Annotated in this window: 15 protein-coding genes; 7 read left to right on the top strand and 8 right to left on the bottom strand. The window is 65.8% G+C overall.

Annotated elements, in window-relative coordinates; genetic code table 11:
* Positions 1-169 precede the first annotated feature (169 nt).
* Positions 170-1174 (bottom strand): Bug family tripartite tricarboxylate transporter substrate binding protein, encoded by a 1005-nt coding sequence (locus tag JTJ31_RS08825; RefSeq protein WP_207538287.1) that lies wholly within the window; start codon positions 1172-1174, stop codon positions 170-172.
* 266 nt (positions 1175-1440) lie between these two features.
* Here JTJ31_RS08825 and JTJ31_RS08820 point away from each other — a divergent pair, with 266 nt between their 5' ends.
* Entirely contained in the window at positions 1441-2187 is a 747-nt protein-coding gene (locus JTJ31_RS08820; protein WP_207538286.1) for a GntR family transcriptional regulator, read from the top strand.
* Positions 2188-2232: 45 nt separating this feature from the next.
* Complete coding sequence (locus tag JTJ31_RS08815) at positions 2233-3915, top strand: M28 family peptidase (protein WP_207538285.1); 1683 nt, start codon at positions 2233-2235, stop codon at positions 3913-3915.
* An 81-nt stretch (positions 3916-3996) separates the two neighbouring features.
* Here the strand turns inward: JTJ31_RS08815 and JTJ31_RS08810 are convergent, their stop codons facing one another.
* From JTJ31_RS08810 to JTJ31_RS08790, 5 genes are all read right to left on the bottom strand, one after another.
* Complete coding sequence (locus JTJ31_RS08810) at positions 3997-5355, bottom strand: M20/M25/M40 family metallo-hydrolase (protein WP_207538284.1); 1359 nt, start codon at positions 5353-5355, stop codon at positions 3997-3999.
* Complete coding sequence (locus JTJ31_RS08805; protein ID WP_207538283.1) at positions 5352-6104, bottom strand: SDR family NAD(P)-dependent oxidoreductase; 753 nt, start codon at positions 6102-6104, stop codon at positions 5352-5354. Before JTJ31_RS08805 ends, JTJ31_RS08810 begins: the two co-directional genes overlap by 4 nt.
* Before the next feature lie 11 nt (positions 6105-6115).
* A complete protein-coding gene (locus JTJ31_RS08800; RefSeq protein WP_268957033.1) occupies positions 6116-7186 on the bottom strand; it encodes an LLM class flavin-dependent oxidoreductase in 1071 nt (356 codons plus the stop codon).
* Positions 7187-7563: 377 nt separating this feature from the next.
* On the bottom strand, positions 7564-8562 hold the full coding sequence (locus JTJ31_RS08795) for a Bug family tripartite tricarboxylate transporter substrate binding protein (protein WP_207538281.1): 999 nt from the start codon (positions 8560-8562) through the stop codon (positions 7564-7566).
* Positions 8563-8632: 70 nt separating this feature from the next.
* The gene (locus JTJ31_RS08790) at positions 8633-9391 is read right to left on the bottom strand and encodes an SDR family NAD(P)-dependent oxidoreductase (RefSeq protein WP_207538280.1); all 759 of its coding nucleotides are present in this window, start codon (positions 9389-9391) and stop codon (positions 8633-8635) included.
* A 132-nt stretch (positions 9392-9523) separates the two neighbouring features.
* Between JTJ31_RS08790 and JTJ31_RS08785 the strand changes: the two genes are divergently transcribed.
* Positions 9524-10543 carry a ketopantoate reductase family protein gene (locus JTJ31_RS08785; RefSeq protein WP_207538279.1) on the top strand — a complete coding sequence of 340 codons (1020 nt, stop codon included), beginning with the start codon at positions 9524-9526 and terminating at the stop codon, positions 10541-10543.
* Between the two features lie 117 nt (positions 10544-10660).
* On the opposite strand, the gene JTJ31_RS08780 is transcribed toward JTJ31_RS08785, so the two are convergent.
* Positions 10661-11866: an ABC transporter substrate-binding protein gene (locus JTJ31_RS08780; protein WP_207538278.1), complete on the bottom strand. Its 1206-nt coding sequence runs from the start codon at positions 11864-11866 to the stop codon at positions 10661-10663.
* 355 nt (positions 11867-12221) lie between these two features.
* Here JTJ31_RS08780 and JTJ31_RS08775 point away from each other — a divergent pair, with 355 nt between their 5' ends.
* The 4 genes from JTJ31_RS08775 to JTJ31_RS08760 all read left to right on the top strand — a co-directional run bounded on the left by JTJ31_RS08775 (position 12222) and on the right by JTJ31_RS08760 (position 16510).
* Positions 12222-12947: a DUF1028 domain-containing protein gene (locus tag JTJ31_RS08775; protein ID WP_207538277.1), complete on the top strand. Its 726-nt coding sequence runs from the start codon at positions 12222-12224 to the stop codon at positions 12945-12947.
* The gene (locus JTJ31_RS08770) at positions 12944-13906 is read left to right on the top strand and encodes a Bug family tripartite tricarboxylate transporter substrate binding protein (RefSeq protein ID WP_207538276.1); all 963 of its coding nucleotides are present in this window, start codon (positions 12944-12946) and stop codon (positions 13904-13906) included. The genes JTJ31_RS08775 and JTJ31_RS08770 overlap by 4 nt, the downstream gene beginning before the upstream one ends.
* A 120-nt stretch (positions 13907-14026) precedes the next feature.
* The gene (locus JTJ31_RS08765; protein ID WP_207538275.1) at positions 14027-14503 is read left to right on the top strand and encodes a secondary thiamine-phosphate synthase enzyme YjbQ; all 477 of its coding nucleotides are present in this window, start codon (positions 14027-14029) and stop codon (positions 14501-14503) included.
* Positions 14504-15292: 789 nt separating this feature from the next.
* Positions 15293-16510 (top strand): MFS transporter, encoded by a 1218-nt coding sequence (locus JTJ31_RS08760; protein ID WP_207538274.1) that lies wholly within the window; start codon positions 15293-15295, stop codon positions 16508-16510.
* 82 nt (positions 16511-16592) lie between these two features.
* On the opposite strand, the gene JTJ31_RS08755 is transcribed toward JTJ31_RS08760, so the two are convergent.
* A complete protein-coding gene (locus JTJ31_RS08755; RefSeq protein WP_207538273.1) occupies positions 16593-17069 on the bottom strand; it encodes a hypothetical protein in 477 nt (158 codons plus the stop codon).
* Positions 17070-17197: the final 128 nt, after the last annotated feature.

Genomic DNA, 17197 nt, shown 5'->3' with positions numbered 1-17197 from the left:
TAAGCCCTGAACGGAGCCGTGTTCTGACGATCGCCCTTTTGCCAATACGGCCAGGACGGGATGGTCAGGTTCTCCGTCCGCTCAGCTGCGTCGTCGGCGCTTCACGGCGTCCTGCGAAGCAACGAGCTGCAAACTCACGGAATCTGGCGCGGAAGGTGTTCCTCAATCCTCAGCCGTCGATCCGAATTCCCGACGTGGTGATGACCCGGCGCCAGCGATCTGCGTCGAAGCGGATGAACTGTTCCAGTTCCTCAGGCGACTGCGTCATCGGCGAAAGGCCGAACTGCGCCATGCGCTCGGCAAAATCGGGCTGCCGGGTCACCGCCGCCACGGCGTCGGCCAGCTTCTGGCGTACCCTGGCTGGTAGGCCAGCCGGACCCATGAGCGCGATCCAGCCATAGAAGTCATAGTCCGGCACACCTTGCTCGGCGATTGGCTTGATGTCCGGCACGAAGTCTGAGCGCTGCTTCGATGTCACGCCCAGGGCGCGGAGGCGGCCCGACCGCACAAGCCCCGTGGTCGCCGAAAGCGTATCCGAGGCGAGCTGAAGCTGGCCGGCCAGCAGGTCGTTCATCGCAGCGGCCGAGCCGCGATAGGGCGCATGCGTCAGCTCCACTCCCGTCAGCGTCTGGAACAGCGCCATGGCCAGATGCTGCGTCGAGCCATTGCCCGAGGACCCATAGAAGATCCGCCCAGGATTGGCCCGCGCATAGGCGACCAGCCCCTGGATGTCGTTCACGGGAAGGGAGGGATGCACGACGAACAGATGCGCGCCGATGGCGAGCGGCCCGACCTGCGAGAAGTCGCGCACCGGATCGTATGGGAGGTTGGGGTAGAGGCTGGGCGCGATGGTCAGCGGCCCGGCATTGGCGATGCCGACTGTATAGCCGTCGGACGCACTGCGCGCGATGTGCTCGGTTCCGATGGTTCCGCCGGCGCCACCGCGATTATCCACCACCACCGGCTGTCCAAGGACCGGCATCATCCGCTCGGCGACGAAGCGGGCAACAAGGTCCGACACGTTGCCGGGCGGATAGGCAACCACGAGACGGATCGGACGGCTCGGGAATTCGTCGGTCTGTGCGATGGCAGGCTGAGATACCACACCACCAATCATCGCCGCGGCGCCCTTCAGAGCCTGGCGCCGGCCCGGCTGCATTCTCGCTTTGGTCATTCGGGTCTCCTCACTTGGCCTCGCAGTCGGCCGGCGCTCCCTGAAGGCGCTCTTTCGCGCATGTCGCCAAAATCCATCGCTGCACGAAGGACCCGATGCGCAGGCGCCCGTAGGACCGAGTCATGGCAGGTCGCTTCGCTTGTGATCCAGCATTGATGCACGCTAGGGTCGCCGCAACAGATTGACAAGCATATTTGAAGTTTGTAGGACAATCTTACAGGGCGCGCGGGGTATCAGTCTCCGGAGCAGTCGGCTAAGGGGCGTTCATGCACGGACCGGCAGATCAGCTCGAAGGCATGAAGGACGGCGCGCTGCTTGTCGCTGGGCAGGCCGTCAGCCTGCGCTCGCTTGTCGCCGATCGCCTGCGCCTCGCCATCATCACCGGCCGGTTCCGTCCTGGGCAGCAGCTCCGCGAGCGAGAGCTGTGCGAACTGACCGGCGTCAGCCGCCCATCGCTTCGCGAGGCTCTGCGCGTGCTGGAGGCGGAAGGCCTGATCTCCACCATGCCGCATCGTGGGCCCGTCGTTGCCGTGCTGACGCCCGAGGAAGTGGACCATCTTTATGCGCTGCGCGGCGTGCTCGAGAGCTTCGCCGCGCGCCAGTTCGCCCGGCTGCGCCGCCCGGAGGACGTCGCTGCCCTGAAGGCGACGATGAAGCGGCTGGAGGATCTGCGCGAAAGCGGCACTCCGCTCGAGCTTCTCGAAGCCGGCAGCGCTTATTACCGCGCCGTGGCGTCGGGCAGTGGCAATCCGTATCTCGCGGAGAACCTCCAGGCGCTGCACAACCGCATCGCGCTGATCCGTTTCATCTCGCTGCATGAGCGCAGCCGCAATCGGATGACCTTCGCAGCGCTGCGCAACATGATGAAAGCCATCATCGCAGGGGACGAGGCGCTCACCGAACGGCTCTGGACCGAGCATCTCGCTGCGGTCGGCACGCGCGCGCGCGGCATCGTGGAGGCCGGCTATCGGCTGCCCGGCAGCACGGACGCATCGGCCCTTCCTCTCGTCTGACGTAACGCGGCTGAGGCCGCAGGACTTATCTTGAGGAGACACAGCATGGCCAGCACTGTGGCCGCGGCCACGCGCGCCGTGGCGACCGATCGTGTGGACGCAGCGGGGATGATGCGTCACCTGACGCATATCGCGCGCTATGTGAAGCTGAGCGGCACAGCCGAAGAGGCCGAGAGCCTCGCCTATATCCGTCGGGTGATGGATGGCTACGGATTTGCCACCACGCTGGTCGAACACGACGCCTATATCAGCCTGCCTGGCCCAGCGCGTGTCCTTGCCGATGGCCGTGAGCTGAAGGCCATCACGCATTCCATGTCGCGTCCCTCGCCGGCAGGTGGCGTGACCGGCCCCCTGGTCTATGTCGGCGAGGGAAGCGAGGCGGATTTCCGTGGCAAGGATGTGCGGGGATGCATCGTGCTCGCCGAGGGCATCGCGACGCCGCCGCTGGCGCTACGTGCCTCGCGCGCTGGCGCTATCGGTCAGCTGAATATCAGCCCGCACGAGCATCTGCACGAGATGTGCCTTTCCCCGGTCTGGGGCAATCCGTCCGACCAGACCGTTGCAAATTTGCCGACTACCATCGCCTGTACCGTCTCGGAGGCCGATGGCAGTACGTTGCGCGAGGCGCTGGAGCGAGGCGAAGCTCCTGCCGTGATCCTCTTCGCGGAGGTCGACACCGGCTGGCGCAAGACGCCGATCCTGGTTGCGGAACTGCCCGCCGATCCAACGGCCAAGGATGAGCCCTTCATCCTGTTCTCTGGCCATCACGACACCTGGTACCACGGAGTGATGGACAACGGCACCGCCAACATCACCATGATGGAGGTGGCGCGGCTTTGTGCGCAGTCGCGGACGGCTTGGCGCCGCGGATTGCGGCTGTGTTTCTGGTCCGGCCATTCCCACGGCCGCTACTCCAGCTCTGCCTGGTATGCGGATACGCATTGGGATGAACTCGAGCGTCGCTGCGCTGCGCATGTGAACATCGACAGCGTGGGTGCGGCCGGCGCCAGCGTCCTCTCCGAGGCCCCGACGGCAATCGAGTTGCACGCGCTTGCCGCTGACGTCATTGCGAGGCAGTCGGGTCAGTCCTTGCGCGCCAAGCGCATCGGTCGTGGCGGCGACGAAAGCTTCTGGGGCATCGGCATCCCGGCGATGTTCATGGCCTTCAGCGAGCAGATGCCAGGCAAGGTAAAGCTGCGCCATGCGCTGGGCTGGTGGTGGCACACGCCGGATGATCTGCTCGACAAGATCGATCCCGAAAACCTCGCGCGCGATGCACGCATCTACCTCGAGATCCTTTATCACCTGCTGACCGATGCGGTGCTGCCGATCGACCATGCCGCGCAGCTCGCTGCACTTCAGGTGGAGCTCGGCAAGCTTGGCGCGGCGGCGATTCGTGACGTGCCCATCGATGGGCTACAGGCGGCCGTCGCGAAGCTGGTGGAGGCGCTGTCTCGGGCCCATGCGACTTGGCCTGAGGATCGCCTGAACGCAGCGCTGATCCGGCTGTCGCGCGCGCTCGTGCCGCTCGACTACACGAATGGTGACCGCTTCACTCATGACCCCGCAATGCCGCTGCCTGCTTGGCCTGTGCTCGAACCGCTCAGGCGCCTGGCGGCTGCGACACCGGGAACAGATGAGGCAAGGCTGTATGCGGTGTCGGCCCGGCAGGCCCGGAACCGCGTGGCGCATTCATTGCGGGAGGCGTTGAGCGCCTTGGCCGAGTGACGGTGCCAGGAGCGGGGTCAGTCCCCCTCCTGGCTGCGGAAAGTCTGGAGGGGGAGGGGCCTGGTACCTCCCCCGTCTTCTTCAGGTCGCGCCATCCCCCAGATGCGCCAGCAGCGCCGCGCCAGTGCGGATCCCCTTGTGGAAGCAGTCGAGCGTCAGGTTCTCGTTCGGAGCATGGTTCGCTTCGTCGGCGTTGGCATAAGGGATCTGCACCGCTGGTGTGCCGAGGATTTTCGTAAACACATAGTCGGGCAGGCTGCCGCCAAGGCTTGGATAGATCAGCGGCTCCGCGCCCTGTCCGACCGCAACAGCCTCGCGCAGCTTCGCCGCGAAAGGCATGTCGAGTGGAACGCGTGAGGGCAGCATCCCGCCGCCCGGGATAAAGGTCACATCCGGCGCGTGCTTGCGCACATGCGCGGCGACCTTGGCGAGGACATCGTCCGGCGTCTGCCCTTCCACCAGGCGTATGTCGCACTTCACCGTCGCCTCGGCCGGCAGAACCGTCTTGGGTCCGGGCCCTCCATAGCCGCCGTGGAAGCCGTTGATGGTTAGCGTCGGATGGAACATCAGGCGTTCGTAGAAGCCTCGGTCCTGCGGCGCATCGAGTTCCGTGAACCCTAGCTCTTCCTGTAGCGCCGGCAGATCGAGCGGCAGGCGTGCAACTGCCGCCCGATCGAGGTCGGTCGGTGGCACGATGTTGTCGTGAAGACCGTCGATCGTGATCGTGCCGGTGGCATCCTTCATGGTGCCGAGAAGATGCACGAGCTTCCAGATCGCGTTGGGCAGGATGTTGCCAAAATTGCCCGAATGCGCGTCGCGCTTCGCGGTGCGCGCCCGCAACTCGAACTTCGCCACGCCGCGCACGCCGAAGGAAATGATCGGCACGCCTGAGGGATGCATCGGCCCATCCGCCGTGATCACCAGATCCGCCTTCAGCAGGTCGCGATTGGCGCGCACGAACTCGGCGCAGTGAGGACTGCCGATCTCCTCCTCGCCTTCCAGCAACATCACGACGTTGCAGGGCAGCCGCCCATGCACGGCGAGGTGGGATTCGATCGCCATCAACTGCGCGAAATGCTGCCCCTTGTTGTCCCCAACACCGCGAGCATAGATCCGGCCGTCGCGGATCGTCGGCTCGAAGGGCGGGGAGGTCCATTTCTCCAGCGGTTCGGGTGGCTGCACGTCGTAGTGACCGTAGAGGAGCACGGTGGGCTTGCCCGGTGCGCCGTCCCATCGAGCGAACACCATGGGATGCCCATGGGTCGGGATGACCTCCGCGGCCAGGTCGAGACCCTTCAGCATTCCGACAAGGAGCTTCGACACCTCCTGAATGCCGATATTCTGCGCGCTGATCGAGGGATGCCGCACATACTCGATCAGGCGCCGCACGAAGCCATCCCGGTTGGCGTCGATATGGGCGAGGACGGGACCGAGGCTCATATGCGCCCTCCGTCGACCGCCAGGACTTGGCCGGTGATCGAGGCCGCCTGTTCGCTGGCCAGGAACAGCGTCGCATGGGCAATATCCTCAGCCCGGCTGAGCCGCCCGGTGCTGAGACCCGAGAGGAGCTGTGCCTTCTTCTCCTCACTATAGCCGTCCCACTGGTTGCGCGCATCGGGACCAGACAGGATCAACCCGGGAGCCACGGAGTTCACCGTGATGCCCTGTCGCCCAAGCCCAACCGAAAGCTGACGGGTCAAGCCGATCACGGCGTGCTTGGCAGCGGTGTAGGCGTGTAGCCCGGTGCGGCTCGCGCGCATCGCCGCACCCGAGGAGATGAGCACGATCCGCCCCCAGCCGGCCCTTGCCATCACGGGTGCAGCGGCCTGCGACAGCCACAGCCCGCACTTCACATTCGCATCCATGATGCGGTCCCAGTTCTCGTCCGTGATCTCGGCCAGGCTGAGTCCGCTGAATCCGAGCGGCCCGCCAGCGGCGAGGGCCAGCACGTCGAGGCAGCCCTCCTGCGCGACGACGTCCTGAACCACCGCCGCAGCCGCCGCCTGGTCCGTCAGGTCGGCGACATGCGCGGTGATTCCCATCTCCCGCGCGGCTTCCTCCACACGGGGATCGCGATCGACCACATGCACGCGGGCGCCGCTGTCGCGAAACGCGACGCAGATCGCCCGCCCGATGCCCTGGGCGCCGCCGCTGACGAGCACGGCACGTCCGTCGAACCGGATATCCATTCTCGTTGCCCTTACCAGCAATAGCCGCGGGCGGCCGGCGGGGTCCAAACTCCGGCCCTCTCGAGTAGTGCGAAGACGGGCTTCAGCCGGAGCATCTCCTCCGCTGACCAGAGCGGCATGCGGAACAGCAGCCCGTTCACCCCGTGATCGCGGTTTGCGGCGATAATCTGTTCTGCCACTTCGGCCGCGGTGCCGGCGAAGTAGGGGAACTTGCTGGGCGTGTCGGGGTTCTTGCGCAGCAGCGCCATTTGCGCCGCCCATTTCCGGCCGGCCTCGCCCTCCATGCTGCCGAGCAGGTCTTCCATCAGCCGCGCCGCCTCACCGGGCTCATCGCGCACCAGGATGTCCGCCAGCGCCAGCACGCGCGGGGGTGTCTCCCGTCCCGCCTCCTTCGTGTGCTCTGCGAGGGATGCATTGACCCCCGGCATGTCTGCCATGGAGGAGGGCGAAGCGAACAGGAAGTCGCAGTGCTTTGCGGTGAAGCGCCGGCCACGCTCGGACGCCGCTGCGCAGACGAAGACGGGGCGCTCGGGAGGGAAGGGACCGCGCATCTTGCCATGCGCGCGGAAATGCTCGCCGTCGTAGTCAACACGGCCCTTGCCGTTCCACACACCCTCGATGATCTGCACCGCGTCCTCGGCCGCATCATACTGGCTGGCGCTGTCGGGCAGCTTGTCGATGCCGAACAGGCTCGCCTCGTAGTCACGATAGCCATTGACGATGTTCCAGCCCCAGCGACCGCCGCTCAGCCAGTCGAAGTGCGAGCCGAAGCGTGCGATCTGCACGGGATGGAAGAACTGCGTGTGCAGCGTGGTGATGATGCCCAGATGCTTCGTTGCCTGCATCAGCGGCGCCGTGAGCACGATGGCATGCAGTGATGGGTCCTGGAAGCCGAACCCGCTCGCCTCCTCGGAGCTTGGCGCATAGCCATCACCGATCAAGGTCAGATCCAGCCCGACCTCCTCGCACGCATGGGCGAGGGCGATGTGGTTCGCAAGGTCCATGGCATCGGGATTGAGCGATGCGATCTTGGCCGATGGCAGCATGGTCTTCGCCTTCGGCCAAAACGTGCCGAAGCGCATCGAATTGTCATCGGAACGCGGCTTGCGAGAGGCAGAAGCAGTCATCCGAGCACCAGACGAAACGAGGCGATCTGCGGCAGGCCGCATGCTGGCATGGGCATTGTCTCACTCTCCACTCAGACGTCCCCAGGCCCGGACAAGGTCGAGCCCTATCAGCAAACCTAATCGGTCGTCAGACAGGTGACAAGCATCTCGTAAGTTTGTCAGACATTGCGCGCTAATGCGATTAGCCCGCGTCACGGGCCTGCCTTGCCCTGATCACAGGAAGTCAGATTGACGCTTCACTCAGCTAGAAGGCTTAAGCGTAGGTGCCTGGCGGCGCCGGTCCATGGCCGACCGAGCTGGAGTGGGTAAGCTCCCTCCGCGTTTCCAGCTCGCTACTCGACCCGCGCGCCGGAGGCGCGGACCAGTGGAGCCCAGGCCACGACCTCATCCGCGACGTATCGCGCGAAGCGCTCCGGGGTCCATCCCAGCATCGGTGGGGTGCCCATCTCGTGGAAGCGGGCGGACAGCGCGGGATCGGACATTGCTTGTTCGATTGCCCCCGCCATGCGCGAGACGATCGGCGCGGGCAGCTGGGCCGGACCGAAGATCCCGTACCACGAATAGGCCTTGTAGTCCGGCAGCCCTGCCTCGGCTGCGGTCGGCACATCCGGCAGCAGCACCGAGCGCTCGGCCTGGTTCACGAACAACACCTTTGCCTGCCCAGCCTCGTGGAACGGCTTCAGGAGTGACGGGATATCGTGGGTGAACTGTGTCTCGCCAGCAATGAGCGCGGTGAAGCTGGCACCGGCACCGCGATAGGGAACGTGCTCGGCCCGCGCGCCGACGTGGCTCAGGAAGTTCGCGCTGGCGATATGGCCAGTCGTCCCGATGCCGGAGCTGCCATAGGAGTATGCGCCCGGGCGCGCCTTCAGCGCGGCCACGAAGGCATCCAGCGTCCGGACATTCCATCCGCGGGTGGCGACGGCGAGGCTGGTCGGGATGAAGACTGTCGGCGCGATGGCCGTCAGGTCGCGCACCGGGTCATAAGGAAGGTTCGGGTAGAGCGTGGCCGCGATCCCGGTCGAGGAAAGCGTGGCGAGCGCGAAGGTGTAGCCATCCGGTGCCGACTTGGCGACGAAATCGGTGCCAAGCGTGCTTCCTGCGCCAGGGCGGTTCTCGACGACGACGTTCTGGCCGAGGACTTCGCCCAGCTTGGGGGCGAGGAGGCGCATGGTCACGTCCGTGCCGCCACCGGTGGCGAAGGGCACGATCACCTTGATCGGGCGGTTCGGCCAAGTGCCTTGCGCGACCGCGGGGAGCCCAAGCGCGCTTGCCGCGCCGCCGGCCAGGATGCGACGCCGTGTCGGTGCCGCAGAGGGTGCATGCGCCATCGCCAAGGTCCTTCAGACTAGAGAACGAGAGAAAGAGAAGCGTTCCGTGGCCTCTGCCGCAAGCAAATCGTCAGAACGACCCGCCATTGACGGGAAGCACCTGGCCAGTGACGTAGTCCGCCAGGTTCGACGCAAAGAACATGACTGCTTTGGCGATGTCCTCGGCCTCGCCCGTGCGACGCAGGGCGAGGCCCTCGATGACGCGCTTCTGGCCTTCCGCGCCGTAGCTGTCCCACTGCTTGCGTGTGCCAGGGGAAACCGCGAGCAGGCCGGGCGCCACCGCATTCACGGTGATGCCGAAGGGCCCGAGTTCCTGGGCGAGTTGCCGCGTCAAGCCGATCATCCCATGCTTCGCGCTCGTATAGGCCTGGATCCCAGTGCGCGAGGCGCGAAGACCTGCGCCTGAGCTGATGTTGACGATGCGGCCGGTTCCGGCGCGCTTCATCCCCGGGGTCGCCGCCTTCACCATTGCGAAGGCGGCATCGAGATTCACGTCGAGGATCGCCCGCCAGTCCGCATAACTGGCTTCCTCGATCGGCGCGAAACTCCGGCCGAGCACGCCGCCCGCATTGTTCACAAGAACCCCGATGGGCCCAGCCTCGGCCTCGATGCCGCGGACCCAGCCGGCGACCGCCTCATGGTCGGTCAGGTCCAGCGCCGTGCTGCGAATGGGGGGCAAGCCTGAAGCTGTTTCGGCGAGGCCCGTCGCATCCAGGTCCACCGCGAAGACACGAGCCCCGCGACGGGCGAAGGCGCGCGCCGTGGCCTGACCGAAGCCGGTCGCCGCACCGGTGATCGCCACGATGCGGCCGTTGAAGTCGAGATCCACGGGTGATCCTCTCCTGTTCCTGCGGCCACACCGCGGGCGCGCCAGCGGGCTCGGAAGGCATTGGCGACGTTGCCGCCCTGTCTGATCTTAGTCAATCTGAATGACTGACAAGGAATGAACAGGAGAGCCGAGATGCCGGAACCGATCGTGATATGGGGGGCGGGCGCGATCGGCGGCACGATCGGCGCGTATCTTTCCCGCGCGGGTCACGAGGTGACGTTCGTTGACGTCGTCCCGGAGCATGTCGCTGCGATTGAGGCGGGCCGGCTGACGATCGAGGGGCCGATCTCGCAGTTCACGACCGGTGGCCGGGCCGTCATGCCCGAGCACGTGACGGGCAAGCACAAGCTCATCATCCTGGCGGTCAAGGCCCATCACACCGAGGCGGCCACGCGCACCCTTGCCCCACACCTGGCGGAGGATGGTGCCGTCGTCTCCTGTCAGAACGGGCTGAACGAACTCGTCATCGCGGACATCGTGGGGCGCGAACGCACGATCGGTGCCTTCGTCAATTTTGGTGCGGATTACCTTGAGCCCGGACGCATCCTCTATGGCGTCCGCGGCGCCGTGGTGGTGGGCGAGCTCGATGGGGCGAGGACGCCGCGCATCACTTCCCTGCATCGCCAGCTGCAGGTCTTCGAGCCCGATGCGGTACTGAGCGACAACATCTTCGGCTATCTTTGGGGCAAGGCAGCGTATGGCGCGATCCTCAAGACATCGGCGCTGACCAATGACTCCATCGCGGACTTCATCGGCGACCCCGCGCGCAAGGCGCTGATCCTTGCCTTCGTGCGGGAGATCCTTGCAGTCGCATCAGCGGAGAAGGTCGTGCCGCTCGGCTTCGATGGCTTCGATCCGCTGCCTTTCCTCGGCAATGACATGGCTGCGGTCGATGCCACGATCGCGAAGATGGTCGCCTACAACCGCGGATCAGCGAAGACGCATAGCGGCATCTGGCGCGACCTGGCTGTGCGGAAGCGGCAGACCGACGTCGCCGCGCAACTTGCCCCGGTGCGTGCGGCAGCCAGGCGGCATGGCGTTCCGACCCCACTTGCCGACAAGTTGGTGGAGCTGATCACCGGGATCGAGCAGGGCACCCTTACGCAAGGTGGCGCCCTGGCGAACCGGCTTGCGGCTGTCGCTGCCAGCTAGGAGGCGACAAGGGCGAGGCCGCAGCAGCCGCGGATATCGGCGGCGAGAAGCGGGCCGATTTAAACGCGAATCCCGAGGAAGCAGAGCAGACCCGAAGGATCTGCCCTGCCTGACCTCTCAAATCCGGCGGAGCGCCGGACATTCGCTCTCATTGGCCGGACGGAAGGCCTGATCACCCGGAATGGTGCCGACCACCTCCAGCAGATCCCACTCGCCCCGCGCTTCCGACGGGCGCTTCGCACGCATGAGGTACATGTCACGGATGATCCGGCCGTCCTCGCGAATACGGCCGTTGCGCGTCATGAAATCGTTGATCGGCATCTCGCGCATCTTTGCCATGACCGCCGGCGCTGCGTCGGTGCCGGCGGCCTGCACCGCCTTCAGGTAGTGGGTTACCGCCCCCCACATGCTCGCCTGGAACATCGTGGGCGGGCGGCCATGGATACGGGCAAAACGTGCCGCGAAGGCGCGCGTCTCGTCATTCTGGTCCCAGTAATAGGCCTCGGTGAAGACGAGGCCCTGAGCGGTTTCGAGGCCGATTGCCCTGACATTGGTGAGTAGGCAGAGCAGGGCGGCGGGCTGGATGCCGCGCCGGATGAGGCCGAATTCTCCCATCTGCTTCACGGCGTTGATCAGATCCACACCAGCGACGGCCAGGCCCACCACATCGGCGCCCGACTGCGCCGCGCGCAGCAGATGGTTGGAGAAGTCGGTCTCGTTCAACGGTGCCTTGGCCGAGCCCACCACCTGGCCGCCTAGAGCGCGTACGACCTCCGTGCCATTGGCCTCAAGGGAGTGCCCGAATGCGTAGTCGGAGGTGATGAAGAACCAGCGCCGCTTGCCTTGGTTGATCATGGCGGAGACGGTGCCGCGCGCGAGCGCATAGTTGTCGTAGGTCCAGTGCAGCCCGTTCGGGGTGCAGGCTCGGCCCGTGAGATCAGTCGTCCCTGCCGCGACCGCCACGTTGATGCGGTTCTTTTCCCGCGTGAGTTGCTGCACGGCGAGGGCAACGGCAGAGTTGCCGATGCCGAAGATCGCATCCACTCGTTCCTGGTCATACCAGCGGCGGGCGAGCGCCGTTCCGACATCGGGCCGATTCTGCAGGTCGCCGTAGATCAGTTCGATCGGGTTCCCCAGCACCCGGCCCCCGAAATCCTCGATGGCCATGCGTGCGGAGACGACGTCGCCCATGCCCTGCTGGTCTGCGAAGGTGCCGGACATGTCGTCGAGCACCCCGATCTTGACCACATTGTCGGAAACCTGGGCGAGAGCACGCTCGGATGGCCAGATAGCCGCGGCGGCGAGCCCGCCACCGGCGAGCATGGCTCCTCGGCGTCCCGTCCTCAGGCGCGCGGCGCTTGTCTGAGCAGTCGCAAGATCATTCATCCTTGTCGTTTCCCTTCCCGTGGTGCCGTCGCATTGGCCCGCTGCTTCGCGACCTGCGCGGTGCCTGCGAGCCAAGCAGCCTATTTGCGCGGCATGCGCGATCTCAAGAGATTTGCGAGGGAGCCAAGCTCGGGCAAAGCGGCAAATGCTTCGCTCGGCTGCTTGACCTGGCCGGTGGCCAGCACGGTGATGCGCCGCCTGCATCTGTAGGCCGGGCTGTGCGGCTTGGCAGCCTCGCAAGCGAGCGCCATGCTCTCCGCAGCCGCACTGGCTGCATACGGGGGAGAGGCACATGACCTACACCATCCTCGGCTTCTGCGAGGCGACAGGGCGCCTCGGCGTCGGCATCGCCACATACTCGCTCGGCGTCGGTGGAAAGTGCCCGCAGGTGCGCTCCTCCCTCGGAGCGGTGAGCAGCCAAGCCTTTTCCAACCCCCGGCTGGCGCGGCTTGGGCTCAACCTAATGTCGGCAGGCTATGGAGTCGAGGCGGCGCTTGCCGAGGCCCTGCGCAGCGACCCCTTCGCTGATTACCGCCAGCTTGGGCTGCTGGACCGCAACGGAGTGGCGGCCGCCCATACCGGCAGCAAGACCAGGCCTTGGCATGGCCACCGCACCGGGCAGGGCTACGCGGTCTTCGGAAATGTGCTGACCGGCGAGGCCGTGCTGGCGGCGATGGAGGACACCTTCCTCGCCAGCAAGGGCGCCAACCTTGCGGAGCGCTTGGTGCGTGCCATCGAAGCCGGCCGCGATGCCGGCGGCCAGACCGGCGGCACGGGCCACTTGCCCGAACGTTCGGCCGCATTGCTGGTGCACCACCGCGACGACCACCCGGAACTCGATCTGCGCGTAGACTTCCACGACCACGCCGTAGAGGAGTTGCGGCGTATCCATGACGAGTACAGCCTCTATTTGCCGCTCTATCGCATGCGGGCCGAGAACCCGCCCTCGGCGCCGCCGCAAGAGGTCTACGTGGCGCAGCTGGAGGCCGAGCGGGCCCGGAAGGAAGTCGCCAAGTGATTGGGCGCCGCTTGTTGCTGACGCTGGCGCCTATAGCGGCCGCCCAGGCGCAGGAGGCGCGCTACCCCAACCGGCCTATCCGGGTGATCGTGGCCCTTGGCGCTGGTGGGGATTCGGACCTCGTTAGGCGCGTGGTCACGCAGCGCATGGCGCAGACGCTGGGCCAGCCCATCGTCGTGGAGAACCGGCCAGGCGCCGGATCCATCGTCGGACACGAAGCGGTCGCCCGCGCGACGCCCGACGGCTACACGCTCATCCAGGGCTCGATCACCGCACTGACCGCCAACGCCGCGCTCTATCCGCGCCTGCCCTACGACCCGGAGACGGATTTCCAGCCCATCGTCTTTATCGCGAGCACGCCCGGCATCCTGGTTGCGCCCGGTTCCAACACATGGAACACCCCAGCGGACCTCGTGACCGCGGCCAAGGCGCGGCCGGGCCAGCTGACCTTCGGTTCCGCCGGCAACGGCAACCTGACGCACCTGATGGCGGAAGTGTTCCGTCGCGCTACCGGAATCGACGTGGTCCATGTTCCCTACCGTACGGTCACGGACGCGCAGCGCGACCTCGCGGCCGGGCGGGTGGACTTCATGTTTGCCGTTGCGCCCTCCACCCTGCCGCTGGTGCAGGGCGGGCAGCTGAAGCCGCTGGCCATCACCGCGCGGGCCCGGCTGCCGCAACTGCCACAGGTGCCAACGATGACCGAGCTTGGCTATCCAGATTTCGAGGTGAGTTCCTGGTTCGGCCTGCTCGGCCCGCGTGGCACGCCGCCAGAGGTGGTGACGGCGATTAATGCCGCAGCGAACGAGGCGCTGCGCGACCCAGCCGTGCTGGAGCGCTTGGCGCAGATGAGCGTCACCCCGGGTGGTGGAACGCCCCAGGACTTCGAGGCCTTCATCGGACGGGAGAGGGTGCAATGGATCGGCGTGGTCCGCAGCGCTGGAATTAGATTGGAGTAGGCGCCACTTGTTGCGTCAGAGCCAGCAGCGGATGCACCTTTCAGGAGGGCTTCATCAACCGTTCCCGCTTAGCGCCGCCAATGTAGGGGTATGGGGCGGGGCGTGAATGGGAAGGACGTGATGCTGCAGCGCTTCCACCATCTCCGCGTCGAGACATCAGGCCGCGGCCTTTTCGACCTCACCGGCCGCGTCCGCGAATGGACCGGGGACCAAGGCATCGGCACCGGTCTGCTGACCCTTTGGTGCCGTCACACCTCGGCCTCGCTGCTGGTCCAGGAAAACGCCTCGCCGGATGTTCAGGCTGACTTGGAAGCCTTCCTCGCACGGCTGGTGCCTGACGGCAGGGTGGGCCGCTACCGGCATGCGGAGGAAGGTCCGGACGATATGCCCGCTCATATCCGCGCCGCGCTGACCCAGACCCATCTCTCGGTCCCTATTGAAGATGGCGAGATGGTTCTCGGAACATGGCAGGGCATCTACCTGTATGAGCACCGCGTGGCGCCGCACCGGCGGGACATTGTCCTGCACTTGATTGGCGAAGGCACTCCAACTTCCAAGGCGGCCGCAGCTTCGAAGGCGGCCGCGCAGACGCCATGATGGCGCTCCGATGAGCGTGGGCGTGAGGAGAGGGGCTGTCGTTTTGGCCTCCGGTGGACCATAGCTCAGCGCGACGTAACTTCGCGGCGGTATTGGGAATGAACCGCCGCACCCCTTTGGGCGGAGAAGTAAGTGCCTGACGACCGGGGGATGGAGGCCATGGGACGCGGCAGCCTCTGCTTCACAGCGCGGCGCAGGGGCATTTTGTCACATTAGTGTGTACCACTTTGCACCTCCCTTCGAGCCCCTTTTTCGCGGCGGATTTTCTACAGGATGGTCAGCGGACGAGAGCGCGCGGGCGCGGATGGAAGGTGCATCTGGTCCGGGACGGCATGTACTGGACGCCGCTTCTCGCCCTCTACGGTGGTGCAGGCATCGAGGAGGTGCTCCGGTTGCGGCCCAGGGACGTCACTCAGCGCGATCGCATGGCGCTGATGTGCATCAGCGCCAGCGGGGCAAAAGTGAAGAGCTTGAACAGGCGCCGCGAGGTCGCCCCGCGCGAGGCGCTCATCCGCCTCTTCCACATCGGCAGCATCGAAGGACAGACGGACATCCCTCGAACGCTGGGGCTCCCGCCGCTCAGCTCATTCGGATCCAATTGCCCCCGTCCTGAAGCGGGTTCTTACGCTGGCCTGCTGCGCCTCCAGGCGACGAAGGCTATGGTCCGCCGAGTTGAGTGGGCGCACTGCGTTTCAGAGTTTGCCGCACTACGTGGCAGACTGCGCCGAGAGGCCGCTGGACCTCATCGCCGTTCAGCGGGCGATACACGCCTGATCCGGGAAACGAACAATGATTAGCAGAGGCCGCGAGACCAACCTTCTACTTCTGGCCCTCGGCGCTATGTTTCTTCAGCAAACCTTTGCTTCTCTGGGCCGCAGCCTGCCCAGCGTGATCGCCCCAGCCATCATCACCGACCTCCGACTGGATGCTACATGGGTCGGCGTCTACGTGAGCCTGATCGCGCTTTCCGCTCTCCTTTTTCAGCTGGGCTGCGGCAGTTTCATCATCCGTTACGGTGCCCTGCGCATGAGCCAAGTCGCGCTCCTGCTGTTGGCCGTTGGATTGACTGCCGCATCCTCCGGTTCGGTCGCCCTGCTGGCGTTTTCCGCGATCATCGGTGGGGGCGGTTCTGCGATTTCAACCCCCGCCAGTTCCCATCTGCTTGGACGCTACTCACCGCCGAAATACGCTCCTCTGGTCTTCTCCGTGAAGCAGACGGCCGTGCCGGCCGGGCTGCTGCTCGCCGGGCTGCTCGGTCCGGCGCTGACCCGATGGACCAGCTGGAGCGTGACCCTCAACGTGGCCGCGGCGGGATGCTTGATCTTCGCGATTCTCCTGCAGGGCACGCGCGCCGAGTTCGACGCGGACCGCGTGCCCAGCCGTCGCTTCAAAGTCTCGGATTTCCGCACGACCTTCACATCGGTTCTTGCCACGGCGGATCTGCGAAATCTGTCGATCGCATGCTTCGCCTTCAACGGCCTACAGACCGTTTTCACCTCCTATTTCATCATCTACTTGGTGGAACTCGGCTACTCGCTCAGCCTTGCAGGCTTCGTGTTTTCCGTCGCGATGTTCGTGGCCGTGCCTTGCCGCATCCTTTGGGGCTGGTTGGGCAGCACTTCGCTTTCGCCGCGCAGCATGCTGGGAGGGCTAGCGCTAGGGATGGCGGCCAGCACCCTGGCCATTGGTTTCTACACCTCAGCTTGGCCAGTCCTGTTCCTCGGCATCGTGGCGTCCTGTCTCAGCGCCACGGCCATGTCTTGGCACGGGGTTCTTCTCGCCGAGGCGGCACGCCTGGCCCCGGCTGGGATGCGCGGAATGGCCACCGGCGGCGTGCTCTCCTACGGGCAGATTGGAGGGCTGGTCTTGCCGCTGGCATACTCGGCGCTTCTCTATGCCACAGGCAGCCACGGCCTAGGCTTTGCGCTCTGCGGCGTGCCAGCTCTGGTGGTCGGTGTCTTGCTGACCCGGAGCTACGTGAAGCCGCGTGATGGGGCGGGAAGTTGACTGCGGCGCCTTTGAATAAAACGGGCCCATCGGTCGCAATGACGTGCAAGCCACAAGCCTTAAGGTGGCCAGCTAAGGCCCCTTAGTGCCGGCTCCAGTCAAGCGTGGAGGCGAGGTGGAGCCGAGACCCGCCAACGTCGAACAGCTCGATGCCGCTGAAGACGTGGGCGGCCTCGGACGGCGACACCGAGAGCATCCAGCGAAGCCCAGGCGAGAAGCGCGGCTGGCTGGCCAGCGCGACCGGCGTGCCGGAGCGGTGACCAACCCACACGAAGTCGGTGTGCTCATGGAGACGGCGGATCAGGAAGCCCGGCGGGTCGGAGAAAGCCGCCACGAATTCGGGCGCCACGGAGGAGACGAAGCCTGGGGTGGACGGATCGAGGGCGAAGACGACCTCCCCACCCTCGAAGGGAACCGCGAACCCGCTGCTCCAGCGGCGCAGCCGCGAGGCGGTATCCTCCTCGGGTAGCGGCCTAGTCTCCCCGTATCCGGCCTGATCAGACCCCAGCGTTTCTTCCCAAGCGGTGTCGGAACTCGCCTGTGCCGAGGCCAGGCACATGAGGAGCGCAGCCGCCAATGCCGGCAGCGCAAGTCGGGGCTGACTTCGATCTGCAACCACGCCGCGAGCCTCCCTTTGGCCTCCGACATGCGGAGCTAGGCCGCCCGGTCCGAAGGAGCGCGGGTGGC

Source organism: Sabulicella rubraurantiaca, assembly GCF_017355885.1.
In the GTDB taxonomy this organism is placed as follows: domain Bacteria; phylum Pseudomonadota; class Alphaproteobacteria; order Acetobacterales; family Acetobacteraceae; genus Roseococcus; species Roseococcus rubraurantiacus.
The sequence above is the reverse complement of the archived record's forward strand: the minus strand, read 5'-3'. Positions and strand labels throughout refer to the sequence as shown.

What these genes read in the sequence shown, in the direction of transcription:
- JTJ31_RS08810 (WP_207538284.1), bottom strand. Translation starts at nt 5,355, where the DNA reads ATGAGCCTCGGTCCCGTCCTCGCCCATATCGACGCCAACCGGGATGGC.
- JTJ31_RS08820 (WP_207538286.1), top strand. Translation starts at nt 1,441, where the DNA reads ATGCACGGACCGGCAGATCAGCTCGAAGGCATGAAGGACGGCGCGCTG.
- JTJ31_RS08775 (WP_207538277.1), top strand. Translation starts at nt 12,222, where the DNA reads ATGACCTACACCATCCTCGGCTTCTGCGAGGCGACAGGGCGCCTCGGC.
- JTJ31_RS08780 (WP_207538278.1), bottom strand. Translation starts at nt 11,866, where the DNA reads ATGCTCGCCGGTGGCGGGCTCGCCGCCGCGGCTATCTGGCCATCCGAG.
- JTJ31_RS08785 (WP_207538279.1), top strand. Translation starts at nt 9,524, where the DNA reads ATGCCGGAACCGATCGTGATATGGGGGGCGGGCGCGATCGGCGGCACG.
- JTJ31_RS08755 (WP_207538273.1), bottom strand. Translation starts at nt 17,069, where the DNA reads ATGTGCCTGGCCTCGGCACAGGCGAGTTCCGACACCGCTTGGGAAGAA.
- JTJ31_RS08800 (WP_268957033.1), bottom strand. Translation starts at nt 7,186, where the DNA reads ATGCGCTTCGGCACGTTTTGGCCGAAGGCGAAGACCATGCTGCCATCG.
- JTJ31_RS08795 (WP_207538281.1), bottom strand. Translation starts at nt 8,562, where the DNA reads ATGGCGCATGCACCCTCTGCGGCACCGACACGGCGTCGCATCCTGGCC.
- JTJ31_RS08765 (WP_207538275.1), top strand. Translation starts at nt 14,027, where the DNA reads ATGCTGCAGCGCTTCCACCATCTCCGCGTCGAGACATCAGGCCGCGGC.
- JTJ31_RS08825 (WP_207538287.1), bottom strand. Translation starts at nt 1,174, where the DNA reads ATGACCAAAGCGAGAATGCAGCCGGGCCGGCGCCAGGCTCTGAAGGGC.
- JTJ31_RS08815 (WP_207538285.1), top strand. Translation starts at nt 2,233, where the DNA reads ATGGCCAGCACTGTGGCCGCGGCCACGCGCGCCGTGGCGACCGATCGT.
- JTJ31_RS08805 (WP_207538283.1), bottom strand. Translation starts at nt 6,104, where the DNA reads ATGGATATCCGGTTCGACGGACGTGCCGTGCTCGTCAGCGGCGGCGCC.
- JTJ31_RS08760 (WP_207538274.1), top strand. Translation starts at nt 15,293, where the DNA reads ATGATTAGCAGAGGCCGCGAGACCAACCTTCTACTTCTGGCCCTCGGC.